The organism is Rhodococcus sp. KBW08 (genome assembly GCF_003852455.1).
GTDB classification, from domain to species: Bacteria; Actinomycetota; Actinomycetes; order Mycobacteriales; family Mycobacteriaceae; genus Rhodococcus_F; species Rhodococcus_F baikonurensis.
Genome location: NZ_QAJJ01000011.1, coordinates 15,316 through 27,828 on the forward strand (window position 1 = coordinate 15,316; position 12,513 = coordinate 27,828).

Sequence of the window (12,513 nt, forward strand, 5' to 3'; positions counted from 1 at the left end):
GCAGAAGCGAGCGGTACATTCCGGGCTAGCGCAGTATCACCACACAAAACCAACCGGAGGAAGTATGGCTCGCCTATTCCCGAATTCATTTGCTGCGCCGGCGAAGATCGCGCGGGCAGATGGTGTCTATCTGACAGACACGACCGGCAAGAAATATATGGATGCCTCAGGTGGCGCGATCGCAGTGAGTCTTGGTCACAATGACTCGGATATCATCGACGCCCTTGACGCTCAGGAGCGTTCAGTGGCGTATGCGAGCCGGAGCGTCTTCACGAGCCAGTCGCTGGAAGACTACGCCGCCGAACTCGGCACCGTACTTCCCATGAAATCCCCCTATATCTTCACCGTTTCCGGCGGAAGTGAGGGCGTTGAGACGGCCTTCAAGATGGCTCGCGCCTACCACGTCGCGCGCGGCGAGGACTCCCGGCACAAGATCATCTCGCGCCGGGGCGAGTATCACGGCGCGACCCGCGGTGCGCTGGACGCGACGGACCGGCCCACGTACGACCGGCTCTACCGTCCGTGGCTGGGTCAAACTGCCCGCCTGCCAGCGTACTTCGAGTATCGCTGTGAAGTACCTACCCACCCGCAGGGGTGTGACGACTACCATGTCGCGGCCCTCGAGGAGCTCATCGCGCGTGAAGGCGCCGAAACTATCGCAGCATTCGTATTTGAGCCCGTCACAGGTGCAACCACCGGTGTAGCGTGCGCAACTCAGAGCTATTGGCTTCGCGCACAAGAGATTTGCCGTCGCAATGGTATTCTTCTCGTCGCTGACGAGGTCATGTGCGGGCACGGGCGAACTGGCGAGTGGTTCGCGTGTGACCACTGGGATATTCGACCAGACCTGTTGGTTGCAGGCAAGGCGGCGTCGTCGGCTTACTGGCCGCTCGGATTCGTCGCTGTCACCGAGTCTGTCGGACGAGTGATCCATGAGAGTGGACTCTTCGTTCACGGGTTCACTCACTCACAGTCTGTGGTTGGGGCAGCAGTTGGACTGGCTGTCCTGAAGAAGATGAAGCAGCTCGACTTGGTTACCGCCAGTGCGACCAAGGGCAAGTTCTTCGCGGACGCATTGACAGCGACGCTTGGAGACCACCCGAACGTCGGTGACATTCGCGCTCTCGGTCTCTTCGCAGCGGTCGAGATTGTTGCCGACATAGAATCCAAGACTCCGTTCCCGCGGTCTGCATATGTAGTCGAAGGTATTCAGCAGCGTGCGCTCGAGCATGGCGTATACGTATACACCTCGGTCGGCATGGCCGACGGAACGAACGGCGAGATCATCCTGATGGGCCCCGCGTTCATCGCGACCGAAGAGGAACTTGGGGAGATGGCAAGCCGTCTCGGCCGTGCCATCGGTACCGAACTCTTGGCCTGAGATCCACCACAAGCGATCTGACATTCACCACAAACGATAGGAAAACCATGAACCCGATCACTACTCGCGAGCAGCTTGCCGAGGCTTACCAGCGAATCTTCGCCGTGGTTCCGCCGTCTTTGGCGACCAAGGAGTCGACCTACGATGCACAAGGCATGGGCGACGCAATCGATGCTCTCGAATTCACTCGCATGGCGGTGCTCGAAGCGGGCCCGATGACTCCTCGCGAGGTCCAGCTCGTTCAGTTCGGTATGTGCGCTGCAACGTGTTACGACCCGGGCGCCGCACTGCATGCCAGTGCAGCTCTTGCACATGGCGCAACCGAAGCTGATCTTCTGCAGGTAGCTCAGATCGCGTCCGTGGTTTCCGGAGCTCTTGGTTTCAACACTGCGTTCGGTGGCTTGAAGAGTGCAACCAAGTAACCGCGTGCGTCGGGCGCGGTAGGACGCGGCGGCAGTAGGACGCCTCCGAACTCCTGAGTCGTTGTGTAGCAGGCGGTCTCGAACGGTCGTGTCGAAATGAGCCGATCGGGGCCGCTGCTGAACGACAGCAATCAATGTGGGCAAGAAAGGCAAGGGTCGCGACAGGTGCGTCACCCGAAACGGCTGCGAAAAAAGGGGATAGCACATGGCTGACTGGATGAAGAGCTTTCAGGAATACGATCTCCGAGGCGCCGAGAACAACCTCTACGAGGTCTATGCGGACGCTCGAGCTGATGGCGGCGTAGGCGCAGTCGGTGAGGCATTGGCAGCTTTCGACTTCAAGACGGTGAAGACACTGCTTGCGCACCCGAACCTACGTCCGCTCATCGTAGACCGAAGCGTTCGGGTGGCTCCGTATGTCAAGGATCGCCTTGACGAGCACATTCTCAACCGGACGGGCGGCGACCACGTCCGACTGCGGCGACTTGTCAGCCGTGAATTCACCCCAGTTGCCGTGGCTCGGCACGAGGCCTCGATGATCGCAGTCATTGCTGAGCTCGCGGCCAGTTTGCCGGTCGATCGCGAGTTCGACTTCATGGCCGAGTTCGCAAATCGCCTGCCAGTCATGGTGATTTGCGACATCCTCGGAATGCCGCGCAACGATGGCGAGGCGCTCGTGGACGCGGTTCACCGAAGCGGCAAGTTCTTCGACAAGGCTCGAGCAGAAGAGAACATGCCCGAGGTGGAATCGGGCTATCGCGATCTCGCGACCTACTTCGAGGGATTCTTCAGTGCAGATCTGGCAACGATGCAGGACGGCTTACTGAAGAACTTGCGACTGGTCGAGCAGGACGGTGACCGACTCACCCACCAGGAACTGATCATGTGGGCACAACTGCTCTTCCGAGGTGGTCTGGGCAATACCCGGCATCAGGTTGGCGCGCTGATTCAGATTCTTGCGAGCCGGCCGGACGAGTGGGCGCGTATCCGAGAGAACCCCGAACTGGCGATTCGCGCGGTGGAGGAAGCTATGCGACTTGAGCCCGCCGTGCACATCATCTTGCGCCAAGTTGTCGAGGAACTGACTCTTGACGGCGCTGCCATACCCGAGGGTACGCCGGTCATGTGTGTGACGGCTTCGGCGAACCGCGACGAAACCGTTTTCGAGAATGCATCTACCTTTGATGTGGGTAGGGATCCGGCCCCCGGACACCTGTTGTTCGGTGGTGGGCCGCACCTGTGTCCTGGAAACCTGTTGGTCAAATCGGAAGTGGCATTGGCACTTCAGGATCTGACGAAGCGGTTCTCGACCATCGAAATAGCCGGTGAACCGGTTATGCGCCCCGCACTCGAGGTCAATGGCCCGATCACGCTTCCCATTCGATTGGCACGTTGAGGGGACCATGAAGATTGACAAAGTCTTGGTTGTCGCGACTGAAACCGCTTACTACTCGGACGATCAGGCGGCCATTCGCGCCGGCGCTCGTCAGGACGGATTTCTGTACGTCGGAGAACCGCGGACGCCAGGTTTCGACGCAATTCGACAGCCCGGCTCTGCTGCTTCGATCCTTCTGGTTCTGTCTGATGGATATGTTGCTCACGGAGATTCAGCTGTTGTCCAGTATTCCGGAGTCGCCGGTCGCGAGCCGATGTTCCGGCCAGAAGCTATCGACGCGGCTGTGCGTGGTGTCGAGGGAGAACTGGTCGGCCAGGACCTGTCGGACTTCGCAGGCATCATGCGTTGGCTTGAAGGCCGGAACCTGTTTCCCCAGTCTGTTGCTCGTGCTGCTGCCTACGGCCTATCCCAAGCGTTGCTCGATGCCTGCGCGCATGCGCAGGGTGTGTTGATGGCGCATGTCGTGCAGGACTACTTGGGGCGCGGGGGCGCACTGAGGGCGGTGCCGGTGTTCACCCAGAGCGGGGACGATCGATACGGCAGCGTCGACCGGATGGTTCTCAAACGGGCAGACTTCCTTCCTCACGGTTTGTTCAACGATGTGGAGTCGAAGTTCGGAACTCAGGGTGAGTTGTTTCTCGAATATGTGAGTTGGCTCCGCGACCGTGTCCGAACCGTCGCTGGAGCAGCCTCGTATTCCCCGACCTTTCATTTCGACATATACGGTTGCGCCGGTGATGCTTTCGAACGCGACACGGCTCGAATCGTCGACTTCTTTGCGAAGGTCGTGGAAGCCGCCCACCCGTACGCATTACGGATCGAGCACCCACTCGACGCCGGCGACCGTGCATCACAGATTCGCGAGATGGCCGCGTTGCGGGCAGCCCTTCGTGATCGTGGATTGCCGGTCGAGATCGTTGCAGACGAGTGGTGCAACACGCTCGACGACATCAGTGCATTCGTCGAAGCCGGCGCGGCAGACGTCATCCATGTGAAGACCCCTGACCTTGGCAGCATTGCCAATTCGGCTGTCGCGCTGGCGATGGTCAAGGCGGCCGGGCTTGTTGGCTATTGCGGGGGAACGTGTAACGAGACCGAGCGGTCAGCTCAGGTGTCGGCACATGTTGCCATGGCGGCGAATGCCGACGAGATCCTGGCCAAGCCAGGCATGGGCGTCGATGAAGCATTAATGGTGGTGAGGAACGAGATGGTGCGTGCAGTTTCTCTGGATCGAGTCCTGCGGCCCCACGAAGAAATTGGAGCAGGTCGATGATCACAACGTCCGACGTCCTGACCGTCGCAGATGCAGAAGGCATCGTCGAGCTCGCCCTGCAGTTCAGGCGGGAGCAAGGGTTCAATCCGATGACGGTGGCAGTCCTCGACCTCGGTGGACACCCCATACTCGTCAAACGCGAAGACGGATGCGGTTTTTTGCGCGTTGACATTGCGGTAGGAAAAGCGAAGGGCTCTCTCGGTTTTCAGCTCAACTCGCGAGAGCTTGCCGAACGGGCGATCCAGCTACCGCAGTTCATGGCTGCGGTGGCCAGTGTGACGAACGGTCCGGTGATACCTGCGGCCGGCGGGGTATTGCTCGTGAGCGCTGACACCGCCACCGTGGTCGGTGCGGTTGGCGTCAGTGGTGACACCTCCGACAACGACGAGGCTTGTATTGCTTTCGCCTTGGAGAATTCGCGGTTCAAAAGTGTCTAGCAGTTCAGGAGCCGAGCTGCCGGTGGGGCTCGTTGGCTTGGGAGTCATGGGTTTGGGAATCGCGCGTCGCCTCGTGTCGGCGGGTACTCCGTTGGTCGGATACGACATCTCTGCAGATCGTGTCGAGAAGTTCGCTGCGCTCGGCGGGACGTCGCTGGGTTCCCCCCAGGCGGTGCTGGAGCAGGCGGAGATCGTGATTACCTCGCTGCCGTCGGCGCAAGCGTTGCGTGACGTTGTCGGCGCGCCCGGTGGCTTCCTCGCCGCGGCCGTTGCAGGAAAGCGGGTGATCGTCGAGACCTCGACTTTGGATCTCGAGACCAAGGACTGTGCCCGCGCCGCGCTACAGGGCGTGGGCTTGGAGCTCCTGGACAGCCCGGTGAGCGGCACTGAAGTTCAATTGGATGCCGGCGACGCGGTCACCTATTTGAGCGGTGCCCCAGACGCAGTGGCTCGAGCGTCGAATTGCTTGGCACAGGCGATCGGTTCGGTGGTCGATGTGGGGGAGTTCGGTCACGGCACCAAGATCAAGCTGATCGCAAACCACTTGGTGGCGATCCATAATCTTGCCGCTGCTGAAGCGCTGGTGCTCGCGGACCGTTCAGGGTTGGACCCAGCTGTGGTCCTGGACGCCCTGGTTGCAGGTGCGGGTTCGTCACGCATGCTCGAGGTCCGCGGTCCACTCATGATGCAGGGTATGTACGCGCCGGCGCAGATGAGCGTTCGACTCTTTGCCAAGGATCTCGAGTTGATCTCCGCTCTGGCCGACTCCGCCGACTTGCGAGTCGGACTCTTCGACTCAGCGCGCGAAGTTTATGCGCGCGCATTGACCGCCGGTCTGGGTGACTCTGACACGGCGAGCCTGTATTCGTTGCTGCGCAACGAATCGGATCCAACGCATTGAACTCAGCTGAATGGGGTACCGGTCCCGGTGGTCGGCGCCTAACGTTCCGCATTGCTGCTTTGCTTCGATAGTGGTTGCGTAGCTGATGCTTTCAGATCTTCTCGGCGGTGATGACGTCACCCGCCGAGTTTCGATATGAGATCTCGCTATGTGATTGGCTGTCAATACTCCACCAGTCGCCCGCCACTGCGGTGACGATCGACCGAAGGATACGAGGCGCCGCCGAATACTGTGGCGGCGCCTCGTATGCATACATGTGGCGGAATCTTCTACACGTCAGATGTCATGATCGGCGAGGTCGTCTCTGGAGCGACTGGGGTGCGTGCCGCACCGCGGATCGTCGAAGAGCAGAAGGCCAATATGACACTGCCGACAATGATGGCGCCAGTTGCCAGACCGAAAGTGCCCGCCAGACCTCCGAGGTCGACCGCGATGCCACCGATTGATGTGCCGAGTGCCACTCCTCCAGTCATACCGGCTACTTCCCATGAGTAGGCCTCTGTCAGTACCCCCTCCGGGGAAGTGCTGGCCATCAGGGTGTAGAGCAAAGTCAGCATTGGAGTCATGAGTGCACCGAAAATCGCGAGTGCAGGCATGAGCCACCACGCCGGCAACGGTATTGCCAACGCTGCGGCGGCGAGGGCAACGGCTATCAGGAGCACTCTGGCGTCACGAATGTGGTTGTTCGCGTGACGACGAAGGGCCCAGAGTGGCCCACCGATCACTGAGCCGATTGCCCAGCAAGTGAGCAAGAGAATGAGCGACACACTGTCGTGGTGCTCTGCAGCGGCGACGACGCCGACCTCTACGGAGCCGAACGCAACACCCAGGGTCATCGTGATTCCGGCAATCGTTCGCACTCCTGAATGTGCGATTGCTCCTGGGCCAGAACGTGCTTGGGGTCGAACCGAGCCGGCGGGAGCGCGAGTGACCGGATCAAGTGCAAACGCCAACGTGGCCACAACGAGAAGTAGGCCCGTGGCATGGAGCGCCACCGGAGCTCCGGCTGTGGCCGCCAGCCACAGCATGGTCATGGGGCCGACGATGTACGCGATTCCTTGGACAGATACATCCACGGCAAACATGGCGTCGCGATCGCGCTCGTTCAGCACCCGTGCCCACAGAACCCGCACGCAGGCGGAGACTGGCGGCTGAGTGACGCCTATCAGTGCGGCAAGTCCGATCATGAGGATTGGCAAGTGAGCCGGGGTCAGCGCGAGTGCGCTGATAGCTGCGGCAGCGATCAGACAGCTGACGCACAGCACTGTCGACTGGCCCAGTCGGTCGACGAGTCGCCCCATCAGTGGCGATCCCAATGCCATCCCCAGAGCGAAAGCGCCCGAAGTCATTCCAGCCAAGGCATAGGAGAACCCGAGTTCACGGCTGCGGAGTAGCACGAGTACTCCGATGACCGTGAGGGGTAATCGTGCGACGAAAGACGATACGAATGTCCGCAGGATGGGGGGAGACGCGAGGGCGCTGAGGGTGGTCATCGGACTTCGCCAGGAGTGAGGTCTCCGCGGAGGCCGGCACTTGCGGTATTGCGGTCATCGCGGGATGCGGGACAATTGACGGACACAGGGGTCCTCCTTGCGTGGTACTTGCTGATGAACGTCACAAAGCTGGCGACGTGCTTGTTGTTAGGTCCAGGGTTCGGCAGTGGGTGTGCAACGTCGAGCGGATTGAAGCCGCCCGCGTCGGACCCGCTCGGCCGCATCGGGTGGACGTGTACGATTGTACGTGTACAAATGTACACCTAGGGAGGTAGTAGTTGTCAAAGAACGAAAATGTGAAGGAGAGTCCGGCGCGCCGCGACCCCGAAGGCAGACGGCGACGTATCGAAGTGGCTGCATCCGAATTGTTGATGGAATGCGGTGGTGGTCCAATCACGCATCGCCAAGTGGCGACCCGTGCTGGCGTGGCGTTGGGGTCGACGACGCACTACTTCGCCACCCTCGAAGAACTGCGCGAGGCGGCACTGCAGCGCTTGATCGACCAGGCGGAGCGTGACATCTGTTTCATCGAAGAGTCACTCGAGCGGCACGGACCCTCCCCGAAAGTGTTGGCGGCCTGGATATACGACTACCACTCCGATGTCGGACGCGTCCGACGTGCCGTTGCTTTATACGCTGCGGCCGCTCAGAACTCGGATGCGCGTCGCCTCGCCTCGTTTTGGTTCAACCGCCTTACTGAGATCCTTTCGCGGTACACCGACCCGGAGCGCGCTTTGCAACTGGCTGTGTTCGCCGATGGTGTGACTCTGCATGCATCGATGCGTGAGCAGCCCCTGGATCTTGACGTGTTGGTTCGAGCAATCTCGGCACTGTTGGGAGAGCCGTTGGACCCAACTGACAAGCATGCGTAAGGTTTTCGCTCCGGTTCGGCTGGGTGCGTCGGCCGCAGCTGTCGCGGCATTCTCTGGTGAGTGACCGCCGTCAGGAGTTGTCGTCCGCTCAGGCGGTGACTCCGAGTGCGTGCAGAATCAACTGCGCCCCTTCTTGTCCACCGACGATCAGCGTCTGTTCATTGCGTTGAACCGAGACGGCAAGCCAGGGATGCTCGCCGGTACCTGGTTGGGGCACGAATTCGGGAAAGTCGCTGCTGGCAACATGGAGTCGCAGGCGATGGCCGGATCGGACTCGATAACCGACCTGGCCCATGTCGATGACAAGTCGTGCGCCTTCGGTGCCGCGGATGAGGTGCTGTTGCCCCCGTGCGATGAGGTGAGCAGATCCGTTGGGGCCTACATCGAGAAGCCTCACGAACAAATCCATGCAAGGACCGGTGCTGGCGCACTCCGCTGTAAACGTAACGCTGCCAACCAGATCCAGGTCTGAGTTTAGAGTCGGCCCGTTGAAAGCCAAAACATCAGGTCGGTCGGACCACGTTTGTTCGTCGGGATATTCTGCAAGAAAGTCATGTGATTCAGCCGAAGGCGAGGGCACCAGATCTTCAGGGTCGTGAATCCACGTGAGACCGGAACTCGACGCCTCCGGGGTTTCTCGGAGGTCCCCATCTTGTGTGAGATGCAATGTTGTTTCGTGTGTGCCAGGCGGTGGCCACGTGTTGGAAACTCTGAATCCTTCAGTGTGAGCCAAATTCCACCGTACTCTCGGCACACTGTGGTGTTCGGCCTGATTGCGCAAGAACACCTCGAAGAATTCGATCGTCGGGTCGAGTATGGCCGGGAGTGCCTGTTCCCGGGTGTATTCGGTTGCGGCAGCAGTCGATCCAGAGGTAAGGCGATTGCCCATATGGTCCGTCGAGTCGATGATGAGGTACTCGTTCAGAGACCACGATGCGTTCCGCTGAATGGTCCAATGGTCATCCCATTGCAGGGGTGAGCAATTGTCCCACCACCCGATCGTTTGGAGCACGGGAATGGCGTGAGCCTCGAACGGATGTCCGAATGGAAACGGCGATGGATTGACAGGCTCTGGAAAAGTCATGTCGAACGAGGTGGACCGCGAACCGGCAGCGGCGAAGAACTCCTCGATGGTGGCAGCGTACGGACGAGAATTCCAGTCGACTTCCCAATAGAAATCGTCGTTTCCGGCGAAGTATGAACACAAGTACACACGGTCGAATGACTGCTCGACGTCACGACTGATGGCGTTCGGCTCGTCGACCGGCAACTCGCCGAGTCGCGTGCCGGTGACGCGAGGGGAGATAGCTCGCAGTGCCGGGTGGCCTGTGGATGCTGCCGCCCATTGTGTGAAGCCGAAGTACGAGTCGCCCCACATGCCGACGACCCCGTTGGAGAATCCCTGGCGGACAATCCAATCGAGGGTGTCGTAGCCGTCTGCGGCTTCGTGTACGTAAGCAAGGGTTGCGCCTTCGGATCGGAATTTGCCGCGGACGTCCTGAGTCACCACGTGGTAGCCATGATCGCGGAAGTATTCCGCGGCGCTCGGTATGTCAGAGAAGGCGCCGTTTTTGTCGTACGGCAGACGTATCAATACCGTCGGGCCGGGGTCCTCACTGCACCGATAGATGTTCGTGGACAAGTGGATGCCGTCTCTGGTCCGGACCATTACGGGTTCACATCTGTCGTTCAGCGGCGCTGCCGAGACTCGATCGAAAATGATTGCCATAGTAGTGCACCTCGGAGTCCTGGATTTCGGATTTGGCAGCTGCATTGCCCTCTGAAACGGCACGGAATCCACGACATTATCATAAATGTTTTATATATCCACGCGTGCCGGGGAGTTTGCGAGCCACGGGTCGCCCTTATTGACAATTTATAATGTGTTAACTAACGTCAAGTTTGTTCCATTGTCCGAGCCCAGGAGACTTTGTGGTTGCACAGGCAGCGGTGATGCCCCTCGACGGCGTCACGGTGGTATCACTCGAACAAGCTGTAGCGGCACCATTTGCAACTCGTCATCTGGCGGACATGGGAGCCAGGGTTCTCAAGATCGAGCGTCAGGGAACCGGTGACTTCGCCCGTCAGTACGACGAAACCGTGCTGGGTCAATCCAGCCATTTCGTTTGGCTGAACCGCGGCAAAGAGTCGATCGAACTCGACCTGAACGACGACGCAGATCACGAATTGCTCCTGCGAATGATCGATCAGGCCGACGTCTTCATCCAGAATCTCGGCCCAGGTTCTGCGGCGGCACGAGGATTCGGCCACGAAGCGCTGCGAGCACGGAACCCGCGGCTCGTCTGCTGCGATATCTCTGGCTACGGCCCGAGCGGACCGTACGGGTCGAAGAAGGCCTACGACCTGTTGGTGCAGAGCGAGTCCGGAGTTTTGTCGATAACTGGTACATCCGATGCGCTGGTGAAGGCAGGCTTGCCCATCGCAGATATTTCCGCGGGTATGTACGCACTCACCGGAATCCTGACGGGCTTAATCAGCCGTGGACGCACCGGCGAAGGTGGCCATTTCTCGGTGAGCATGCTCGAGGCGCTCTGCGAATGGATGGGCTATCCACTTTACTATGCGCAGTACAGCGGGAGCGCTCCGGAGCGGACCGGCGCTGAGCATGCCACCATCGCGCCGTACGGACCATTCGAAACGTCCGGCGAAGAACTCGTGTTCCTCGGAGTCCAGAATGATCGTGAGTGGAATGCGTTCTGCACCAAGGTATTGGCATTTCCCGAACTCGCGGCAGACGCGCGCTTCTCCACCAATGCTCGACGCGTCGAGAATCGAGTCACTCTCAAGGAGATTATCGGCCCGGTGCTCAGCGCACTGTCGATCGACGACGCCGTCGATATGTTGGAGGACGCGGGAATTGCCAACGCCCGCATCAGAACTCCGTTGACGATCCGCCAACACCCCCAGCTTATTGCGCGTGATCGTTGGCAAATGTTCGAAACGCCGGCCGGCCGGGTGGAGGGACTGCTACCGCCGGTCAGCTGGAACAACCAGCCAGCCGCCATGCGCCCTGTCCCGGAAATTGGTGAACATTCCCAGGCTCTCCGCGAAGAGTTCTGCCTACCGATGGCAGACTCGCCGGACCGATCGACCGTCCTACAAGGAAGAGGCTCCCTTTGAATCGAGCGACGCTAATCCAAGGCCTTCCCAAGGTCGACCTGCATACGCACCTCGCCGGCACCATGAGCGCGGAGACTTTGCGGGAGCTTGCCGACAAGGCCGGCTTGTCGGTTCCCGACAATGTGTACCAGATCGAGAGCGCAGATGACTTCCTGGCGAAGCTCAATTTGGTGGTCGAAGTCCTGAAAGGGCCCGACGACTTCGAGCTCATCACATACGAGTATTTGAGTAGAGCCGCCCGGTCATCCAATCTCAGACACTGCGAATTGTCCTTCAACCCGACCTTGTTCCCACGCCAGCAGTATCCCGACATTCTTGCTGCTATCCGCCGATCGGCCGAGAGCGCCAGACGTGAGTTCGGTATCTCTTCTCTGTTGATTCCGTCGATTTGCCGCGACCAGGGGGCAGGAGTTGCCGAGGAGTTCCTCGACCTTGTTCTTGCGCACAGGGAATCGGATATCGCAGGGATCGGCTTGGACGGTGATGAACTTGCCGCTCCGCCAGAGCAGTTCGTCGACGTCTTCCGGCGAGCTGGTCAAGCCGGACTGAAGCGAACCGCACACGTGACCTATCCACCTGCGAGCCGCGTGCTCTATTGCGTCGACGAACTCGGGTGCGACCGGATCGACCATGGTTACTACGTTCTCGAAGACCCGAAAGAGGCACAGACGGTCGCTGATCGCCAGATCCCTCTCACGGTTTGCTACAGCATCACCTGCAAGTCTCGTGGCTGGAATTTGGAGAGTCATCCGATCGGGCCGATGCTCGCGCACGACTTCAACCTGTCACTCGGGACCGACGACGAAGCATTTGTGGCGACCGATATCGGCAACGAATACGTCAAGGTATGCGAAGGATACGACTTGTCGATGGAGGAGGTTGGTGTACTCCTTCACGCGGGTGTGAATATTTCCTGGGCGGATGAAGGACGTAAGGCTGAACTGCACAGTGAGATCGATGTTGCCCTCGCTGCCGCTACGACCGGGTCGATCTCGAACGAGTAGACCTACCTCGGGTGGAACCGGGATTTGGACGCCTGTCATCGGGTGCGCCAAGCGAAGTGGCTCGGCCGACGCAATTGCGTCGGGCGAGCCACTTTTCTCGTCTCGTGACGCGCGGTCCCGACACCTCGGTGGCAGAAAGCGAACGAACCGCCGACTGCATTCTCGGGCCATTCAAGTTTGGGGCGCCGACTCG

The 12,513-nt window shown here is 59.9% G+C and carries 11 protein-coding genes; 9 read left to right on the forward strand and 2 right to left on the reverse strand.

The genetic code is table 11. The features are described from left to right. Window positions 1–64 precede the first annotated feature (64 nt). The 6 genes from DBV08_RS15115 (at window position 65) to DBV08_RS15140 (ending at window position 5,810) form a co-directional block, all read left to right on the forward strand. Complete coding sequence (locus tag DBV08_RS15115) at window positions 65–1,381, forward strand: aspartate aminotransferase family protein (RefSeq protein ID WP_124567926.1); 1,317 nt, start codon at window positions 65–67, stop codon at window positions 1,379–1,381. A 47-nt stretch (window positions 1,382–1,428) separates the two neighbouring features. Further along, entirely contained in the window at window positions 1,429–1,803 is a 375-nt protein-coding gene (locus DBV08_RS15120) for a carboxymuconolactone decarboxylase family protein (protein ID WP_124567927.1), read from the forward strand. A gap of 205 nt (window positions 1,804–2,008) precedes the next feature. Continuing rightward, window positions 2,009–3,199, forward strand: coding sequence for a cytochrome P450 (locus DBV08_RS15125; RefSeq protein WP_124567928.1), 1,191 nt, complete (start codon window positions 2,009–2,011; stop codon window positions 3,197–3,199). 7 nt (window positions 3,200–3,206) lie between these two features. Continuing rightward, entirely contained in the window at window positions 3,207–4,472 is a 1,266-nt protein-coding gene (locus DBV08_RS15130) for a methylaspartate ammonia-lyase (protein WP_124567929.1), read from the forward strand. Next, window positions 4,469–4,909, forward strand: coding sequence for a heme-binding protein (locus DBV08_RS15135; RefSeq protein ID WP_124567930.1), 441 nt, complete (start codon window positions 4,469–4,471; stop codon window positions 4,907–4,909). Before DBV08_RS15130 ends, DBV08_RS15135 begins: the two co-directional genes overlap by 4 nt. Window positions 4,910–4,931: 22 nt before the next feature. After that, the gene (locus DBV08_RS15140; RefSeq protein ID WP_124567931.1) at window positions 4,932–5,810 is read left to right on the forward strand and encodes an NAD(P)-dependent oxidoreductase; all 879 of its coding nucleotides are present in this window, start codon (window positions 4,932–4,934) and stop codon (window positions 5,808–5,810) included. Between the two features lie 269 nt (window positions 5,811–6,079). Here DBV08_RS15140 and DBV08_RS15145 read toward each other — a convergent pair whose 3' ends face one another. Then, complete coding sequence (locus DBV08_RS15145) at window positions 6,080–7,303, reverse strand: MFS transporter (RefSeq protein WP_124567932.1); 1,224 nt, start codon at window positions 7,301–7,303, stop codon at window positions 6,080–6,082. 407 nt (window positions 7,304–7,710) lie between these two features. Between DBV08_RS15145 and DBV08_RS15150 the strand changes: the two genes are divergently transcribed. Then, the gene (locus DBV08_RS15150; RefSeq protein WP_124567933.1) at window positions 7,711–8,175 is read left to right on the forward strand and encodes a TetR/AcrR family transcriptional regulator; all 465 of its coding nucleotides are present in this window, start codon (window positions 7,711–7,713) and stop codon (window positions 8,173–8,175) included. A gap of 88 nt (window positions 8,176–8,263) precedes the next feature. On the opposite strand, the gene DBV08_RS15155 is transcribed toward DBV08_RS15150, so the two are convergent. Then, window positions 8,264–9,904, reverse strand: a complete 1,641-nt coding sequence (locus DBV08_RS15155) for a CocE/NonD family hydrolase (RefSeq protein WP_185564646.1) — start codon at window positions 9,902–9,904, stop codon at window positions 8,264–8,266. A 203-nt stretch (window positions 9,905–10,107) separates the two neighbouring features. Here DBV08_RS15155 and DBV08_RS15160 point away from each other — a divergent pair, with 203 nt between their 5' ends. After that, window positions 10,108–11,316, forward strand: coding sequence for a CaiB/BaiF CoA-transferase family protein (locus DBV08_RS15160; RefSeq protein ID WP_260395600.1), 1,209 nt, complete (start codon window positions 10,108–10,110; stop codon window positions 11,314–11,316). Next, complete coding sequence (locus DBV08_RS15165) at window positions 11,313–12,320, forward strand: hypothetical protein (protein ID WP_124567935.1); 1,008 nt, start codon at window positions 11,313–11,315, stop codon at window positions 12,318–12,320. Before DBV08_RS15160 ends, DBV08_RS15165 begins: the two co-directional genes overlap by 4 nt. Window positions 12,321–12,513 lie beyond the last annotated feature (193 nt).

Coding starts and splice junctions, on each gene's coding strand:
- DBV08_RS15115 (WP_124567926.1), top strand. CDS start 65: ATGGCTCGCCTATTCCCGAATTCATTTGCTGCGCCGGCGAAGATCGCG.
- DBV08_RS15120 (WP_124567927.1), top strand. CDS start 1,429: ATGAACCCGATCACTACTCGCGAGCAGCTTGCCGAGGCTTACCAGCGA.
- DBV08_RS15125 (WP_124567928.1), top strand. CDS start 2,009: ATGGCTGACTGGATGAAGAGCTTTCAGGAATACGATCTCCGAGGCGCC.
- DBV08_RS15130 (WP_124567929.1), top strand. CDS start 3,207: ATGAAGATTGACAAAGTCTTGGTTGTCGCGACTGAAACCGCTTACTAC.
- DBV08_RS15135 (WP_124567930.1), top strand. CDS start 4,469: ATGATCACAACGTCCGACGTCCTGACCGTCGCAGATGCAGAAGGCATC.
- DBV08_RS15145 (WP_124567932.1), bottom strand. CDS start 7,303: ATGACCACCCTCAGCGCCCTCGCGTCTCCCCCCATCCTGCGGACATTC.
- DBV08_RS15155 (WP_185564646.1), bottom strand. CDS start 9,904: ATGGCAATCATTTTCGATCGAGTCTCGGCAGCGCCGCTGAACGACAGA.